Source organism: Haloarcula quadrata, assembly GCF_003634715.1.
Lineage (GTDB): Archaea > Halobacteriota > Halobacteria > Halobacteriales > Haloarculaceae > Haloarcula > Haloarcula marismortui.
The window spans coordinates 23,198-38,672 of the sequence record NZ_RBWW01000006.1 but is presented as its reverse complement, the minus strand read 5'-3'; the positions used below and the strand labels follow the sequence as shown (position 1 = coordinate 38,672).

The window sequence follows — 15,475 nt, the reverse complement described above, 5'->3', positions numbered from 1 at the left end:
CCACCCCGTGTTCGTCGTACCGTCCCTGCTGGTACACGCAGTCGATGAACACAGGGAACTCCACCTCGCCAGCGAGATCGTGTTCGATCTCGCGGCTCCAGCCTTCGCTGAGTTTGTTTTGAATCGTCTCACCCCACTTGACGATCGGCATCACATAGGCGTAATTGTGCGCGTACAGCAGCTTGAGACAGGTGCTGTTGTAGAAACCCCGATCAAGGTAGACGGCCTTGACGCCGAGGTCAAGGCCGTCAAGGAGTTCCAGGAACTCGGCGAGGACATCGCTGGTGGTTTCGCCAGCGACGAGCTGGCGAACCGCCAGCGTGTACCGCTTGTTGCGTACGCGCACGTAGAGCGTCGCATAGGCGTGAAACGTCGTTGTTCCACGCTTGGCCTGTGAGGAGTACAGAGCCTCAGTTTCGTCCTCATCACCGTAGTAGGGATCGAGGTGGAGGTCTGCGCAGACCTCCACCGGTCGATCTGGCAGTGTCGCAAGCGCATCTCGTTGTAACAGTGTGTCTCCAACCGCCTCAACCGAATCAAGCTCAAACTGATCGGTAAGATGTCCACGCACGGTATTGGCGTGCGGTGAGTCGTCAGTCGTTTCGCAGACGTGGTTGATTGAGGTCCCGCCGGCGCTGGCGCCGGCGAGGACCTCGCACAATGTCTCTGTCGTGACCTCTACGTTCTCGTCGAGGTCTACCGTGAGCTCCTCTTCGAGACTGTTGACGACAAAATTAAGCAGGTGCTCTTCCTCTATCTCGCTGTCTGCTTGGGTTGACTGCACATCCTCTCCAAGCAGACGCTTACTCTAACCCGATGTGATCGACTGAACATCGCTCCCAACGACCCATTCATCGATCTGACTCAACCCGGCGTTCGCGCGGTTGTCAGGCGTACCGCCAACCGTGCAGCACAAGCGACCGGCAAGGACGATTTCGAGAAAGTGAGTACACATGACCTCCGGCGCCGGTATGCCCAGCGACTCCTCGTCGACGAGCAAATGAATCCTCGCGTGGTGATGGCTGTCGGTGGTTGGGACAGTTTCGCCGCCATCGAGCCATATCTGAACGCACCGAGTGAGGAGATTATCGACCAAGCTTTTGCTGAGATCAAGCTTTGACTGAGGGCAATGGCGACTTCAAGCGCGCAATTCTGATTGGTCGATGAGAACCCTGCTGCAAGCGGTACTATGCAGTGGTCAGTACAGAGAATCGATTCATCACAGTACTCGGGTCAGTTCGTGTATACTGTCTGCGATGATAGTCATGGTTGAGTCGTCGACTTGCGCCACACGCTTGGTGATCTCTTGGTGGGGAAAAACGTGCAGCGACCACGGACTCACGTAACTCGGATACGTCTTCAGTTCGCCTTCCGTGAGCGAATCGGCCGTCAATTCAACTGCCGTCTCCCGCTCGGTCGACGTGATGACTGCAACCGTATACCGATCGCCGAAGAACGGTCGGTTCCGGTTCGAGACGACGAGGTACGGCCGGACCCCGCTTTTGAACGTTGCTGGCGCGAGGACGACACTGCCTTGTGCGTAGGCCATCCTACGCGTTTTCTCCTAAATCAGGCGCTTCGCCGGCCCACTCGTCATCGTCGCCGTAGGCGTCGTCACCATACTCGGCCTCGATTTGCTGGAGGCTCACAGCGTTCGCAATCTCCGAGGCTGCGACGTCCCCGGCAACCGCCCAGTAGGAATCGACCTTCCGAACGAGGCCCTTCTCTTGGAGTCGGGAGAGGGTCTTGTGGACGCTGGAATGCGGAACATCGGTCAGTTCCGTCAGTTCCTTCGGGCTGAACCCCATGTCAGGATGGTCAAGCAACACCGTGAGCAGTTTGTGGGCGTTCGTGCCCGGTTTAACGGGCGGCGTGTCCCCTCCACTGGAATCGATTCTGATTGGCATTTGTGTCTGTCTATGTCAGTATTTGTCTGAGAACGTCATAAAATTATTGCCGTCAAAATACGCTCGTGATGGAAATCTGTTTCGGCCGATCTATATCCTCTATTCTCGCTATACAGGCAGTGATGCATACGCGCTCTGAATAGCATCTGAAATTGATAGGACTCGCAGCGGTCAATTCGCACACTTATCGAACAGCGTATTCAACCACTCAGGGCTGAAAAATAGCTACTGCGTGAACTACGATGCTGCCCCTGATACAAACTGTCAGGAAAGCTGGTTTGTTACGTGCTGGCTCTCCCACTCACTCCGAGCAGTAAGCTCGCGTTCGCCACGGTGTGTAGTTTCATAGATGTTTGTTCGTCCGTCTTTCTCTCTTTTTTCGACGAGTCCTTTCTCAACAAGCGTGTCCAGATTTGGGTATAGCCTCCCGTGATGGATATCTTGCTGATAGTACTCATCTATCTCTTCTTTGATCGCCAGGCCATGAGGCTCGGATAGCCCATGTACTATATGGAGCAGGTCACGTTGGAAACCGGTTAGATCGTGCATTTCACCGCTAACTACCAGCCTGGTATCGTTAATCCCAGTGAACCTACTGTACTACGCTCATCAGAGAGAGCACAAGGCCCACCCCCGGCAGAGAAGAACGTGTGTACATACGCGGAAGCCAGACGACTCACATCTGAAACCAGTCGGCCACTGTCCAGTGATTGACACGGGACAGTCGGAGTGGCGCAGCTTCACTTTCACCACGATTTGCATGGGTTTTAGACCACGCCAAGCGTACCGCCAGCCGTCTCCCATCGCAAACGAGACGGAGAACACTATGAGCAACTCTGATATACAACAAGAAGCCCAAGACATCCACGACCAGTTACCAGAATCAGTTGATGCCTCCCTCGACGACATTGAGGAACGGCTCACCACACTTGTCGACGACTACAGAGTCCCGCTCGCCGAAGCTCGACGCAGTGTCGTGAGTACCTATCTGTCCGACAGCGATGTTGATCGTGACGATGTCAGCAGTGAGGACGGCAACGAACAGGTAGATATCGAAGAAATTACCGAAGCCGAACAGTGGGTCGACATTACCGCGAAAGTCGCTGACCTCTGGGAGCCCCGCAGTGACTCGATTGCCCAGGTTGGTCTCCTCGGTGATGAAACCGGGACGATCAAGTTCACCAAGTGGGCCAAGTCCGACCTCGAAGCACTCACTGAAGGCCAAGTCTACCGTCTTGGAAACGTCGTCACTGATGAGTATCAGGGCCAGTATTCGGTCAAACTCAATCGCACCACCACCATCGAAGCACTCGACCAGGATATCGAAGTCGGCGACGACACCACCGACGCTGAAGGGGCGCTCGTCGATATCCAGTCAGGTAGCGGGCTGATCAAACGCTGCCCCGAAGACGACTGCACACGTGTCCTCCAAAACGGGCGATGCAGTGAACACGGCGAGGGTGAAGGCGAGTTCGACCTCCGCATCAAGGGCGTGATTGACAACGGCGATACAGTCCAGGAAGTCATCTTCGACAGAGATGCGACTGAGCAGGTCGCCGATATTACGCTGTCTCAAGCACAAGAGATGGCCATGGACGCTTTAGATACAAGCGTCGTCGCCGACGAGATACGTGAGGTGACGCTTGGGCGGTACTATCGCGTTCAAGGCCCTGAACTGGGCCGGTATTTGCTCGTCAACGAGTTCGAGCAACTCGCCGAAATGCATGATCCAGAACAACTCCTCATCACTGCGAGGTCGATCTAAATGAGCCAAGGACAAGCCCCGATGCGTGAACTCGCACAGCGAGCCTTCGCTGGGGAATTCAACGATGCAGGCTACACCTTCCGGGAGTCAGATGATGACCGCGCACCCGTCTATGCCCTGCTCCCGACAGGCGCGAAAGCAAACCGTGTGTTTGTCGTCGGCACCCTGACCGAAACCGACGATGTCGGCAGCGATGATGAATACTGGCAGGGCCGAATTGTCGGGCCCACAGGGACGTTCTTTACCTATGCTGGGCAGTACCAGCCCGAAGCAGCCGCAATGCTACGAGAGGTTGACCCGCCTGTCTTCGTTGCGCTCGTTGGCAAGCCCCGAACCTACGAAACCGACGACGGCGACACCAACGTCTCGCTGCGACCAGAACACCTGACCGTTGTTGATGCAGACACCCGCAATCGCTGGGTGACAGAAACAGCGAAGCGAACTCTTGAGCGAATCCAACGCTTCGACGACGATACCAACGAGTACGCCGCCATGGCTCGTGAAGAGTATGACACCGATGCCGACCAGTACCGACAAACCGTGATCCAGGCGCTTGAGGAACTCACCGACGACGCCGAAATTGCCCCGACCTCGCAGGATCAAACCGGTGGCGTGACACCATCCACAGCAGAGGACGCATTCGGTAGTGCCACGGAGGTCTCAGCAGACGAAGACAGTACGTCACAGTCGGGTGGCGACATCGGCGACTTCGATACGACTGACCTCAACTCGTAAGGTTACTGCTCGCTTTTTGAGTCTTGGGAGCCATCCCGATGCTCGGTAATATACAGCTGTCCGTCAACCTTGTACAGGTAGCCACGGTCAACCAGTCGTCCAATTACGTGCTCGGCGGTACCGACTGACCGCTCGGTCTCACGCACTTTGGTCACGGCGGTATCAACCTCGATGCTCTCTCCGGGCTCGATTTCCTCGTACAGCATATCATAGACAGCTCCTAACGATCCAGGTGGTCGATTACGCCTCATATGTGATTAATACAATTTCACTCGCCGGCTACCTATGCATTGATTTCGGAGATAGTAGCAGTCAACTCTGATTCGAACCCAGTGTACAGTATATGGGCGCAACTGAGCAAAAAGAGCTGATCGCTAGAGCGTCTACGCCAGCGGCATACTCGCCGTACGTAGCGGTAGTTACTGGTCTGACGGACTTGCTTCTGGAGGGAAATAGAAAGAGACAGTATTACCAGAATTAGTACAGTCAAATGTAATTTCGCCACCAAGGGATTCGACACACCACTTCATGACAAACAGTCCCACGCCGGTGCCATGGGAAACATCCGTATTTTCTATCGATTCATCGAGCGCATTCAGCTCAATATCTGGGATAGGGGGACACGAATCACTGATACTGATTTCGACCCGACCGGTGTTCGGTGATTCGCCGATAGTTATTGTGACTGATGGGGCTGTACTGTTGCTGTGGACGATGCCATTCTCAATAGCGTGCCTCAGTGCCTGATTGAATGCCGAATCAATACTGAACCACATCTCGGTCTGTTTCTCAACAGTGAGCTTTGCGGTGGGGTACTTATCAGATAATTTTTCAACAGTCTCCGTGACGGCATCGAAGGTATTCCTGCGGACCCGTTTGGTTTGGGCTGGCGTTGTCGCACGTTCGATCTCTCTCACAGAGTCCGTTATCCGATCGATATCGTTCGTCTTCTCTTCAATTTTCTCTGTGTGTTTGCTGATGCGATCGCTATCGACCTCTGACTGTATTTGTTGTGCCCGCCCAGCGATGACAGTCAAGTCGTTCCGGAGGTTATGACGCATAATACGGGAGAGTAAGCTTACCCTGCGGCTAGTGTTTGTGTATTCGGTAATATCCCGTATTTCGGCGAGGGCGAATGGTTCCCCATCAATGATAAGTCGTGAGAGATCAATCTGGGTCCAGATTAGCCTCCCGTCCTGTCGTTTAATCCGCCACTTGAAACGCTGGGGCTGACCATTGACTGCCAGTTGGATCTGTTGAACGACATCGTCTCTGGAAAACGCATACGTATTTGCACTGTATTCTTCAACGTTCATCTTACGGAGAGCTTCTATAGAGTACCCGAACATTGACTCCAGACTCTCGTTGGCGTCAACGATCGTCCCCGACTCAGGGTCAAACAGTGCAATCCCGATACGGAGTTGTTCAAACTGCTTCGGGAGCCGAGTGGGTCCCTGAGAGACCATAGTTACTCATGTCTAATTAAGCGGTATCATTGTTCCTATGAGACATATATAGTCTGTACTGACCGACACAGTCCGGATCATCAAAAATTCTACGTGTGGTACGGAGATCAAACACCGTTGAGGCCCCATTCACCACCCCAATGGCTTCTTGCTCCCGGTGAGTTGTTTCGTGAATCCCGCGTAGAACGCTTCTTGTGCCCTTTGATATCTGGATATCAATGCGTCAATGTGCAAAGCTGAGGCTAACAGTAAAGATATAATCCGTATACGAATACGAATACAGATACGTATACGAATATCAGAACTGCTCGCTGGCGTGACGTGCGTTAGCGTCTCGAGCTGTCTCAACTACCTCCGGTGCTGCCTGTTGAAGCCCAAGCCGTACGGCGAGGCGGAGTAACTCGCTCCGGTCGGTCACGTCTTTGTCGTCATCACGGCCGAGTTCCTCTTTCAGGGGCGTGCCGACGTCCGCGAGACTATCAGTTTCTTCGAGTCCTCGAATGAGTGCAGCAAGCTGTTCATCACGAACTGAGAGCGTTTTCGACACGTCACCACTCTCCACCTCACCGAGCAACGTGACGATAGCATCCTCCAGTTCGTTTGTCTCGTCATCAGTGGTCTCTGCTTCCGCCCGCGTTCCTACGTCAGTCTGTTCTCGCAACTCCTCCAATTCGTCATCAGTTTCGGTCATTCCTCGGCCCCCAGTCGATCTACGAGGACCTCTGCATCGGTTTCGTATGCCTCGATGGCCCGGTCTGCTGTCTTTGAGCGTCGCTCCAGCGCAAAGAGCGTCCCGCCGTTCATCTGTGCGTTCTGCACATCTTGCGACGATGGAATCTGTGTCGGCGCAAGCGAATCTGGATACTCAGTCTGGAACTCTTCGAGATAGGTTTTCCCCGCCTTCGTCCGCTCATCAACCTCGTTTAGCAGCACCATCACGAGCTCGATTGAGACGCCTTGCTCATTACGAATCGTCTCCAGATCCTGGCGCAACTGCTCTGCTTGCCCAGCTTCGAATGGTCCAGGACGGACAGGAGCAACTACATGGCCAGCCGCCCATAAACCGTTATACGCGATATTCGACGTGCTGCCCGGCAAATCCAGTAGAATTACGTCGTAGTCATCAGCCACATCTTCGGTGAGAAATTCATCGAGTCGACTGTATCGCTCCGCTGCATCGTCGATGTTGCCAAGCGTCGCATCAAGACCATCGAGACTCTCGTGTGCGGGAATGAGGTCTGGCCCCTCTCCAGTTGGCATGATAAGATCGTCAACGGGTGTGGGGAGCTTCTCAGCGATTTTCTCCCACTGGTCCTGAAAGACGGTTGTAATATTCGGCCAGCGGTCCTCGCCGGCTTGGACGTCTTCCCAGAGCCCGAAGTGTTTGGCAAGGTCGCCCTGCTTCCCGGCGAGGTCGAGCAGGAGAACATCGTATCCGTGACGGTCAAGTGCAACGCCTATGTGGGCTGTTGCAGTCGTCTTTCCGACGCCCCCCTTATCGAGGAATGTGGCCGCTCTCAGTGCTGAGTCTGGCATATACGCTAACGTATTCGTATACGCATACGTAAAGGTGCGTCAGACACACGGCGTCCATGTGATAGTTTAAATTGACTGCGGGGGTGTCATACACCGGTTCTCATACCCGGTCTTCCCATCTTCGAACTGGTCAGTACAGCGTGCCTACTGCTTGACCAACTTACCGTTCTTATGCCTCCAGAGTCCCCAAAAGAGAAACGCATATATTTGACTTTTCGCAAAGATATATTGCGCTTCGTATCCTACCAATACTTATGACGGAGTTTGATCCGGCACCAGAGTCAACAGCCACCGAACCACGGTGGCAGCAGGGGGAGGATACATTTAGTCGTGTCTACGATGTCGCTATGGGGATTACATCACCCACCCCCGCTGCCGAGATTGCAGACGTTGCAGATTGTTCTCCGAACGCTGCCAAAAAGCATCTTGATCGACTGGCCAAAATGGGCATTATCAGCGTAAACCGTGACGGCCGACCCGTGCAGTACGAACGCAACGAGGGGTATCTAGAATGGCAAGATGCCAGCCGGATTGCCGACGAACTGACTGTCAAAGAGATCATCAACCGAGTCAGTGAGCTTGAAGAAGAACGGGCCGACTATGAAGATGAATTTGGCGCTACCGATCCAACTGCTGTGAACGTCTACGACCACGACAGCCACGAGGCTATTCATGACCGGATGACTGCAGTCAGTGAGTGGCGCAGTGTCATTCGGGATATTCGACTGTACGAACTCGCCCATCAGCTCGCAGAGAACGATGGGCACCTAATCTCGGCATAGATGGGGCCAGACCCAACTACTCCGAATTCAGGGTCGCCTGGTCCACCCGACCGACAGACGCTACAACTCTTGGCCCGGCATCTTCGAACTGAGACACTCATTGTCGAGACGAAATTCGACCCCGACAGCTACGAACCTCGCCTGCTTCAGGCCTTAGTCGACGTGGGGCAGTATCCTGAGACCGTTGTAGCGGCTCGACTCGATATTCGCTGGTTCACGACCGGAGATTTCTCGTTCCACTACGTCGAAACATACGAGGATGATAGCCGATGGGAGTGTCGCTGGGATTGTCATCCCAATCCACACAACGCACGGCTGCACTTCCATGAACCACCAACCGCAGTGGAAGCCACCGACTTGTCACTGTCATCACGCCATCCGCTAGATGTCTACTCTACGGTTCTTGATGCTATTGAGGGACGTATCCAAACGCTCTGGGAGAATTGAGCAGCTTGCAGGCGTACTGAGAAGATAGTTCTAACTCAAAAGTTCTGAAACAAACTACGTGATGAACTGTTCCATGACATCTTAGACCGCACCTGCTGCAGTTCAGTCACTTTCACTGTTGGCGTCGTCAGAACTGTCGTGTTCCTCGTCTTCTGGGCCATCTTTGGGTTCGTTCGCGTCGTCGGAGGTGTTGTTGAGTTGACTCCGGTGCGCCACGGCGAACAACTCGGCGGCTTGGTCGTCGGTCACATCAATGACTTCGACGGGATGGTGATCGAGACCAGCGACACGAGCGGCCTTGATGCGTTTGTGGCCGTTGATGATCGTCCCATCCTCTCGTACGACGGGGAAGCTCTTGGCGTACTGGTTGCGGTAGCAAGACCGGATTATGCTATCCTTCGGTTCGAAATCGAGATCGTGGTCGGGGAACGGCTGGAGTTCGTTGACATCCCACCATTCGACCCGTTTCTGTGGTTTGATGACCTCAACGATATCTGGCGTGCGGATGAAGACACTGCCGAGTTCCTCTGTGTCGTCGACGGTCACAGTGTGCATTACGACACTGCCTCGGCTGTGGTGGACACGTTCGACCCATCCCTCGTAGGTTCGCCCCTCGGTGACAACACGGGCGTACTTGCCCTGTAAGGCCCTGTCCATCGAGTCATGAAACGGGTTGTTGGTCATTCTTGGAGTGGCTAGGTGTTCTTCCCGGAGTAGCTCAGAAGTCGGTTCACATCACTGCACAGTCCGCTTAGAAGCATACTTTTTGTGGCGGCGACTGGATATATAGACTACCCACCTTCTCGTTGGACCCGACAGAACTCGTCGGCGCCGACGACTCCGCTGACGCGACAGCGTTGCAACTGCTTGGAGATCCGTTTCTGGCCGGTGGTTACCACGCGGCCCGGTCGTCAGGAGGACGATTCGCTGAGACTGAACGTCGAACTGAGAGAGCGTTCCACGCCGTGCGGGTAATCATACGGGAACTCGTTGAAGAACCTGCAAGGAAGCGCCGAAAAGCGAGACAGACCGACCTACTCAGCCGAGAAAGCCTCAATGGCATATTCCTCAGCCAACTCCACGACATCATAGACGTGAATCCCCGATTTGAACCATAGCACGCGGTCGTCCATCCCGTCGAAATCCTCAGACGAACAGTCTAATCGCTCAGACACAGCGACAATGAGATTATCTCGGTTTGCCTCGCGTATCTTCGCCAACTTCTCAGCAAGATACTCCGGTGTCCAGAAGCCAACGATCTCGAATATAACTCGCCGGCCATCCGGATGTTCGATGGCGAAGTCTGGGAGCATAACCTCCGCACCTAAGTCCAGCACGTCATCCTCTCGTATGAGTTCCCAATCCGTGTTCGCGCGCTCCCACTTCTGTGCAAGTGTCCGTTCCACATCAGAGTCGAAGTCGCTCTGCGCAGCGTAGTGTGAAGACAGGTCGTCAGTGTCATCAAGCGCAAATGAAAGCGTTAGAGTCGTCGATCCACCCCCATCATCCAGAATGTCGGCCTCCATCTCCCACCGATCACATAACGGCAGTGCTGGCAGAAAGTTCGCCATCCGTATCCCATACTTCCGCGATTTCGAAAAGAGGGACGCCGCCCCATCTAAGATAGCTTCGTATCCGTCTGCTGCATCGGTACTCCCCACGCGATTGCCGTTGCTGTCGATTGGATAGATACGGTGCATCAACCCGAACAACTTCACGTAACTGAATACCGTCGCAAACGAGTCCCAGACTCGCACTCGCATCTCGGTCGCATCGTAGAGGACAGCCTGTGCTAACGCGAGATTATAGCGAGTGAGAAGCCAGTCAGGCGTAATTGTATCCGCTGCATATGATTCCTCACTATCACCCGTCAGTTGAGTCGTGGTTGAGGACTCCGCCGCATCTTGGCATTCATCGGAAACACGGTGTCCAAACCGAACAAGTCGTTTGTGTTCCTCCAAGTCGGCGTACATCCCTTGATGACACTCTTCGAGTGTGATACCCAGCGCATCAGCAACGGAACTGTACACTTCTAACTTCTGCGTGTCCTCACCGAGAGTGGGCTGGCGAACAATCGGATACGACTCATTTGCCTTCTCGAACAATCGCTGACGAATCTCATGTGGCTCAACTGGAGCAACCGTCTCGAACTCACACTCATCTTTCAGCAGTTTCGCCAGTCCTTGGACGACCTTGTAGTCCGTATCTGCGATGGTGAGTTGGTCAATAGTGTCCTCCAGATCACCTTTCGGTTCACCGAGATGGGCCTCAAAAATCTGAATGAGTTCCTCAGCCGTCTCTTGGTACTGCTGCTCGCTGGCGTCAATGAACAGCGGCGTGATAGTGTCCTCGCGTGTCCGTGAACGTGCAAGATTAGCTGTCAGCATTCGCTGTCACCCCCTGTCGTCGCTGCTCAGAGACATATGTTTCCACCGTGTCTTCAGCAATAATCTCGTAGAGACGGGCGGGTTGCCTGTCGTCCGTCGGTCGGAGAATCCGACCTAGCCGTTGGGCATACTGCCGTTTTGAGGCACTTCCAGAGAGAATGATTCCGACATTCGCAGAGGGAACGTCAATTCCTTCGTCCAGTACCTGTGACGTAGCCAACATCGAGTACTCACCCGTCCGAAACCGCTCCAATATCTCTGTCCGTTCGTCAGTCTCAGTTTGATGGGTGATGCAGGGCACGACGAACTCTTGGGAGATCTCGTACGCGAACTCGTTGTTGGCGGTGAAAATAATAGTTCGGTCGTTGTAGTGTCGCTTCAGCAGATTGTCGAGCGTATCCAGTTTCTTTGCAGCAGTACGGGCGATGTTTTCCGCCCGTTGCTTGGCAATGAGCGCCCGTCGTCCCTGCGGGTCATACGACGTTCGTTTGAGGAATTCCTGATATCCGTTCTCCTTCCAGAGCTCGAAATCGTGGCTGTCCACGTAGTCACGGTATATCTGGTACTCCTCGTCGTACGTTGTCCGTTCCTCGTCTGTGAGTTCGACTTGGAGATGAATGGTCTCATATTCGCTGAGATACTCCCCAGCAAGTTCATCAACCGCCTCTCGATAGACAACCGTTCCAAGCAAGTCCTCTAATTCTTCGTGTGCTCCATCGGCACGCTCGTACGTAGCTGTGAGTCCGAGTCGATACGGTGCAATCGTCATCTCGGGGATCTGCTGATATGTCGGCGCTGGTAGGTGGTGTACCTCGTCTACAACGAGAAGCCCGAACTGATCGCCATACTCGTTGATATAGCGGTAGGCAGAGTCGTAGGTTGTCACCGTGATGTCCGCTATATTATGGCTGCCACCACCGAGAACGCCCACGCCGTCTGGGAGCTGGTCACCGAAAGCGTTGGTGAGAGTCGCGTGCCACTGGTTCATCAGGTCGATGGTTGGCACAACCACGAGCGTACTCACGCCCGCGTCTGCAATGGCTTGGACAGCGAGGAACGTTTTCCCACTCCCTGTCGGAAGAATAACACTCCCCTGTCGGCCATTGTCCTGCCACGCCGAGAGAGCGTCTTGCTGGTACTCCCGTGGTTCGATAGCGACAGACGGTGTGAGATAGAAGTCTGAGTAGGCACGAGCGTCGTCCTCTATCTCATCAACAGTCGCTGTGGATTCTTCGAGAGTCACTTGTCCATCGGACTCGGTTGCCCACTTTCGGATAGGACGATAGTGCTGTGCCTGCGCCCGATACTCGTCGACGCGGTCGTCCCATTCGGCATACGGCACAGCCTCAGGCGCGTCTTCAAACAAAAGCGTGCCATCATCGAATGAGAGACGCATTCACCTCTCTCTATGCAGGTGGGATACTTGTCCTTGCTGGGGTAACACACCAACAGGGAGGACTACATTGGGATGTCGTCAGCGATTGAGCGAAGGTCGCTCTTTGTCGGCTGCCGTCCAATGTCGACGGAGTAGTCGCCGACCCAGAATCGAAACTGCTGGTGGTCAACATCGAAGTGGAGTCCACAGGAGACGTCTGGTTCTGCCTGCTCGTACTCGGACTTGCTCACGTTTTCGCCCTCTTGAAGCGTTTCAAGAAGGTACTCGGCGGCGTGTGGGCGTTGCTTCATCGCCAGGATATGGTTTGTTGCTACGTGTTTCAGCACTTCTCCACCTGTGTCGTATCTGTCGCCAACCAGATAGAATTCTCCGCTGAACTCGTAGGATTCAACGTGGATGCTGAGAGCATATGTCTCGGCCATGCGTGATTGTCGTCATTCTGTGACACAAACATTACGCCCCAGTTGGTGTTAGGACAAGTAATGACAACAGACCGCCGTCCTGACGGAATCGAACCGGACAGGCTTGATAAGAAGGATGCTGTCAGAAATACACGACTTACAGAACGCGGGAGAGGCATTTTAATTGTCTGTCTGGGTCGACGCCACATCGAGACCAGTAAACTCAATCTGTGCTCCGCCACTGGGGCTCTCTGCTATGGTGGCATCCCAGTCATGGGCGTCAGCAATCTGCTTGACGATTGAGAGTCCGAATCCGGTACCGCTTCTTGTGCTTGTATAGCCGTCAGTGAAAATCTGGTTACGCTCTACTGGATCGATCCCTGATCCGTCGTCACTAACGAAGAATCCATTTGTAAGTGTACCAACTGTGACGGTCACGTCTGTACCAGCGTGAGTCACTGCATTGGCAAAGAGATTCTCAAGAAGTTGGCGGACGCGTCCTGAGTCAGCCTCAAACTCCATATCGTCATTTATCATCAGTTCAGCATCAGCGGTCTCCAGAACGTCCCAGCAGTCATCAGCGAGTGATGCAAGCGAAACCATCTCTGTGTCGTCGATTAGTTGTCCCTCTTGGGCGAGCATGAGCACATCATCAATGAGTGTCTCCATCCGGTCAAGTGCCCTATAGCCCCGGTCAAGATGATTGGCATCAGTCGTTTTGCGAACGCCATCAAGTGTCCCTCGTAGGACCTGCAGTGGATTCCGGAGATCATGTGTGACAGTCTGTGCGAACTCCTCAAGCTGCTGGTTCTGTCTCGTAAGCTTCTGTGTCTGGTCACGGAGGAGTCTTTCTCGGTCGACACGCTCCAACGCTGTCTCAAGTGTCGAAGCAAGAATCCAGCCGAATCGCTTATCTGTCCTGTCAAACGCGTCTGGCGCTTTAGCTGCGAACACGAGGAGTCCGTACGACTCCAGTGGATACAACAACGCACTGCGGGCTGGGGTATCTGATGGGAGCGCTGGGTGCTCGCTCGCGTCACCCACATATTCTGGTGTGCCCGAATTGTACACATCCCACAGAAAGCTACTGATGGGGTCACCATCTGTGTCATATACGAAGCCATCGTACGTGCTAAATTCCGCTGCGAGTGCGTCAGTCGTAGAGAGGGGGCGTAAGACTTCTTCGCGCTCGTCTTCCTGAATAAACCCAGAGAGACTCGTTCCAAGGATCTCAGCTGCGGCATCAACAGTAAGATCAACCGTCTTAGCCGTGGTCGTAGTTTGCATTAGAGCACTTGTTCGCTCTTGGAGAAGCGCAAGCCGCCGCTCTCGTTCGACACGATCGAGTGCACTCTTTGCATTTTCCGCAAGGAGTTGCCCTAACGAGACATCAGTATCATCGAAATCGCCACGCTGGGTTGAATTCGCGAGTAGAATACCGTGTTCCCCAAGCGGGAAATACAATCCGCTTCGGAATTCCGTTTCAGGATTGTATATATTATCAGCGGTGTGGATGTCGTCGTATTGTCTGATTTTACCAGACTGAAACGTTTCCCAAGCAATCCCGTGATCAAAGGTCACTAACTCATCAGTAACGCGCTGTGTTCGGTCTGACACTGCTACGGGTTTCAGCCCACCTGCCTGTTCATCGTAGAAATGGACACCGTTCAATTCAAAATCAAGAATAGCGTCTGCTGTGTCGCTGGTGATCTGTGCGACTTCTTGTTTCGTTTCAGCATCGTACAACTCGTGAGTCGCTTCGTGAAGCTTCTCAAGGCGGCGCTCGCGTCGGTGGCGATCGGTGATGTCTGTGAGCGAGCAAACAACACTCTCCACGGACCCTTCATTCATGACTGGTGCACCGTTCACAGCGAGTACACGCTTCTTCCCATCGGGCCACCTGATTGTGTGCCGGTCCCGCACTTGTTCACCGTCATATAAGACACGCGCGAACGGTAATTCATTATCAGGGATCGGGTTCCCGTCAAGGTCTTTGATATCCCATTCAGGATCGTTATACGCACGCTCCTCTAGTTCTGCCTGTCTTAACCCCAAGACGGTCTCGGCCCTGTCGTTTGCAAAAACAAATTGTCCGTCCCGATTGAGTTGAACTACACAACTCGGGACAGTCTTCAGTACCTGTTCGAACCGGCGGCGCTCCCGAGTTGCCTCAATCACAGTTTCGTTGGCTGTGACAGCGTTACTGATACTATCTGCTAGTAATTCATAGTCGTCGTCGGCTTCCGACTTCTGAAGATAGTCAGAGATACCCGCAGTAACAGCGTCACCGGCAATTGACTCACTCCCGTGCTCAGTAAACAGTATAAATGGGAGATTAGGGTAGTTACGCTGAATCTGGTCAAAAAGTTCAAGCCCTGTACCATTTGGGAGTCGATACTCTGAAACGATGCAGTCGTATTCATCATTACTGAGCGCCTGGAATGCAGAGCCCGATCCAAGAACAGTCGTGACCTGTAGCTGACTGTTTACTTGCTCAAGTTGTTCAGCTGTTCTACGTGCGAACTCCAAGTCTCGTTCAACGTGTAACACCTGAACAACATCATCCATCATCCGTCTTTAGCTAAGATGAGAACCGCGTGACAGCGACGGCTTATCGAGGCTATTTTTCGAGAGGAATGAGGAGGAGAAGTCT

17 protein-coding genes and 1 pseudogene are annotated in these 15,475 nt (G+C 53.7%); 5 read left to right on the top strand and 13 right to left on the bottom strand.

All coding sequences use genetic code 11. From position 1 onward, the window contains the following. On the bottom strand, positions 1-784 hold a 784-nt coding region (locus BDK61_RS22975), incomplete at its 3' end, for an ISH3 family transposase (protein ID WP_121305013.1). Between the two features lie 45 nt (positions 785-829). Here BDK61_RS22975 and BDK61_RS22970 point away from each other — a divergent pair. Then, a pseudogene (locus BDK61_RS22970) lies at positions 830-1,120 on the top strand (tyrosine-type recombinase/integrase); the annotation flags it as partial. Between the two features lie 99 nt (positions 1,121-1,219). Here BDK61_RS22970 and BDK61_RS22965 read toward each other — a convergent pair. From BDK61_RS22965 to BDK61_RS22955, 3 genes are all read right to left on the bottom strand, one after another. Next, on the bottom strand, positions 1,220-1,549 hold the full coding sequence (locus BDK61_RS22965; protein ID WP_121305011.1) for a type II toxin-antitoxin system PemK/MazF family toxin: 330 nt from the start codon (positions 1,547-1,549) through the stop codon (positions 1,220-1,222). 1 nt (position 1,550) lies between these two features. Further along, a complete protein-coding gene (locus BDK61_RS22960; protein ID WP_121305009.1) occupies positions 1,551-1,907 on the bottom strand; it encodes a MarR family transcriptional regulator in 357 nt (118 codons plus the stop codon). 264 nt (positions 1,908-2,171) lie between these two features. After that, on the bottom strand, positions 2,172-2,456 hold the full coding sequence (locus tag BDK61_RS22955; protein ID WP_121305007.1) for a helix-turn-helix transcriptional regulator: 285 nt from the start codon (positions 2,454-2,456) through the stop codon (positions 2,172-2,174). A 277-nt stretch (positions 2,457-2,733) separates the two neighbouring features. On the opposite strand from BDK61_RS22955, the gene BDK61_RS22950 reads away from it, so the two are divergent. Together BDK61_RS22950 and BDK61_RS22945 are read left to right on the top strand one after the other, a co-directional pair. Further along, positions 2,734-3,672: a replication factor A gene (locus BDK61_RS22950; protein ID WP_121305005.1), complete on the top strand. Its 939-nt coding sequence runs from the start codon at positions 2,734-2,736 to the stop codon at positions 3,670-3,672. A gap of 21 nt (positions 3,673-3,693) precedes the next feature. Then, entirely contained in the window at positions 3,694-4,407 is a 714-nt protein-coding gene (locus tag BDK61_RS22945) for an RPA family protein (protein WP_208644718.1), read from the top strand. A 2-nt stretch (positions 4,408-4,409) separates the two neighbouring features. Here the strand turns inward: BDK61_RS22945 and BDK61_RS22940 are convergent, their stop codons facing one another. From BDK61_RS22940 to BDK61_RS22925, 4 genes are all read right to left on the bottom strand, one after another. Further along, on the bottom strand, positions 4,410-4,613 hold the full coding sequence (locus BDK61_RS22940) for a hypothetical protein (protein ID WP_121305001.1): 204 nt from the start codon (positions 4,611-4,613) through the stop codon (positions 4,410-4,412). A gap of 213 nt (positions 4,614-4,826) precedes the next feature. Beyond that, on the bottom strand, positions 4,827-5,873 hold the full coding sequence (locus tag BDK61_RS22935) for a PAS domain-containing sensor histidine kinase (RefSeq protein ID WP_121304999.1): 1,047 nt from the start codon (positions 5,871-5,873) through the stop codon (positions 4,827-4,829). Positions 5,874-6,171: 298 nt separating this feature from the next. Continuing rightward, complete coding sequence (locus BDK61_RS22930) at positions 6,172-6,564, bottom strand: hypothetical protein (RefSeq protein ID WP_121304997.1); 393 nt, start codon at positions 6,562-6,564, stop codon at positions 6,172-6,174. Then, on the bottom strand, positions 6,561-7,409 hold the full coding sequence (locus BDK61_RS22925) for a ParA family protein (RefSeq protein ID WP_121304995.1): 849 nt from the start codon (positions 7,407-7,409) through the stop codon (positions 6,561-6,563). The genes BDK61_RS22930 and BDK61_RS22925 overlap by 4 nt, the downstream gene beginning before the upstream one ends. A gap of 254 nt (positions 7,410-7,663) precedes the next feature. Between BDK61_RS22925 and BDK61_RS22920 the strand changes: the two genes are divergently transcribed. Together BDK61_RS22920 and BDK61_RS24445 are read left to right on the top strand one after the other, a co-directional pair. Beyond that, the gene (locus BDK61_RS22920) at positions 7,664-8,191 is read left to right on the top strand and encodes a winged helix-turn-helix domain-containing protein (protein ID WP_121304993.1); all 528 of its coding nucleotides are present in this window, start codon (positions 7,664-7,666) and stop codon (positions 8,189-8,191) included. Beyond that, a complete protein-coding gene (locus BDK61_RS24445) occupies positions 8,192-8,638 on the top strand; it encodes a hypothetical protein (protein WP_121304991.1) in 447 nt (148 codons plus the stop codon). Between the two features lie 102 nt (positions 8,639-8,740). On the opposite strand, the gene BDK61_RS22910 is transcribed toward BDK61_RS24445, so the two are convergent. The 5 genes from BDK61_RS22910 to BDK61_RS22890 form a co-directional block, all read right to left on the bottom strand. Then, positions 8,741-9,322 carry a ParB N-terminal domain-containing protein gene (locus BDK61_RS22910; protein ID WP_121304989.1) on the bottom strand — a complete coding sequence of 194 codons (582 nt, stop codon included), beginning with the start codon at positions 9,320-9,322 and terminating at the stop codon, positions 8,741-8,743. A 350-nt stretch (positions 9,323-9,672) separates the two neighbouring features. Then, positions 9,673-11,025, bottom strand: a complete 1,353-nt coding sequence (locus BDK61_RS22905; protein WP_121304987.1) for a DUF790 family protein — start codon at positions 11,023-11,025, stop codon at positions 9,673-9,675. Next, positions 11,012-12,421 (bottom strand): DEAD/DEAH box helicase family protein, encoded by a 1,410-nt coding sequence (locus tag BDK61_RS22900; RefSeq protein WP_121304985.1) that lies wholly within the window; start codon positions 12,419-12,421, stop codon positions 11,012-11,014. Before BDK61_RS22900 ends, BDK61_RS22905 begins: the two co-directional genes overlap by 14 nt. A gap of 62 nt (positions 12,422-12,483) precedes the next feature. Further along, positions 12,484-12,843 carry a hypothetical protein gene (locus tag BDK61_RS22895; protein WP_121304984.1) on the bottom strand — a complete coding sequence of 120 codons (360 nt, stop codon included), beginning with the start codon at positions 12,841-12,843 and terminating at the stop codon, positions 12,484-12,486. A 159-nt stretch (positions 12,844-13,002) separates the two neighbouring features. After that, the gene (locus tag BDK61_RS22890) at positions 13,003-15,393 is read right to left on the bottom strand and encodes a GAF domain-containing protein (protein WP_121304982.1); all 2,391 of its coding nucleotides are present in this window, start codon (positions 15,391-15,393) and stop codon (positions 13,003-13,005) included. Between the last annotated feature and the right edge of the window lie 82 nt (positions 15,394-15,475).

Excerpts from the sequence above, each read along its gene's own strand:
- BDK61_RS22965 (WP_121305011.1), bottom strand. The coding sequence starts at position 1,549 with ATGGCCTACGCACAAGGCAGTGTCGTCCTCGCGCCAGCAACGTTCAAA.
- BDK61_RS22960 (WP_121305009.1), bottom strand. The coding sequence starts at position 1,907 with ATGCCAATCAGAATCGATTCCAGTGGAGGGGACACGCCGCCCGTTAAA.
- BDK61_RS22955 (WP_121305007.1), bottom strand. The coding sequence starts at position 2,456 with ATGCACGATCTAACCGGTTTCCAACGTGACCTGCTCCATATAGTACAT.
- BDK61_RS22950 (WP_121305005.1), top strand. The coding sequence starts at position 2,734 with ATGAGCAACTCTGATATACAACAAGAAGCCCAAGACATCCACGACCAG.
- BDK61_RS22945 (WP_208644718.1), top strand. The coding sequence starts at position 3,694 with ATGCGTGAACTCGCACAGCGAGCCTTCGCTGGGGAATTCAACGATGCA.
- BDK61_RS22940 (WP_121305001.1), bottom strand. The coding sequence starts at position 4,613 with ATGCTGTACGAGGAAATCGAGCCCGGAGAGAGCATCGAGGTTGATACC.
- BDK61_RS22935 (WP_121304999.1), bottom strand. The coding sequence starts at position 5,873 with ATGGTCTCTCAGGGACCCACTCGGCTCCCGAAGCAGTTTGAACAACTC.
- BDK61_RS22930 (WP_121304997.1), bottom strand. The coding sequence starts at position 6,564 with ATGACCGAAACTGATGACGAATTGGAGGAGTTGCGAGAACAGACTGAC.
- BDK61_RS22925 (WP_121304995.1), bottom strand. The coding sequence starts at position 7,409 with ATGCCAGACTCAGCACTGAGAGCGGCCACATTCCTCGATAAGGGGGGC.
- BDK61_RS22920 (WP_121304993.1), top strand. The coding sequence starts at position 7,664 with ATGACGGAGTTTGATCCGGCACCAGAGTCAACAGCCACCGAACCACGG.
- BDK61_RS24445 (WP_121304991.1), top strand. The coding sequence starts at position 8,192 with ATGGGGCCAGACCCAACTACTCCGAATTCAGGGTCGCCTGGTCCACCC.
- BDK61_RS22910 (WP_121304989.1), bottom strand. The coding sequence starts at position 9,322 with ATGACCAACAACCCGTTTCATGACTCGATGGACAGGGCCTTACAGGGC.
- BDK61_RS22905 (WP_121304987.1), bottom strand. The coding sequence starts at position 11,025 with ATGCTGACAGCTAATCTTGCACGTTCACGGACACGCGAGGACACTATC.
- BDK61_RS22900 (WP_121304985.1), bottom strand. The coding sequence starts at position 12,421 with ATGCGTCTCTCATTCGATGATGGCACGCTTTTGTTTGAAGACGCGCCT.
- BDK61_RS22895 (WP_121304984.1), bottom strand. The coding sequence starts at position 12,843 with ATGGCCGAGACATATGCTCTCAGCATCCACGTTGAATCCTACGAGTTC.
- BDK61_RS22890 (WP_121304982.1), bottom strand. The coding sequence starts at position 15,393 with ATGATGGATGATGTTGTTCAGGTGTTACACGTTGAACGAGACTTGGAG.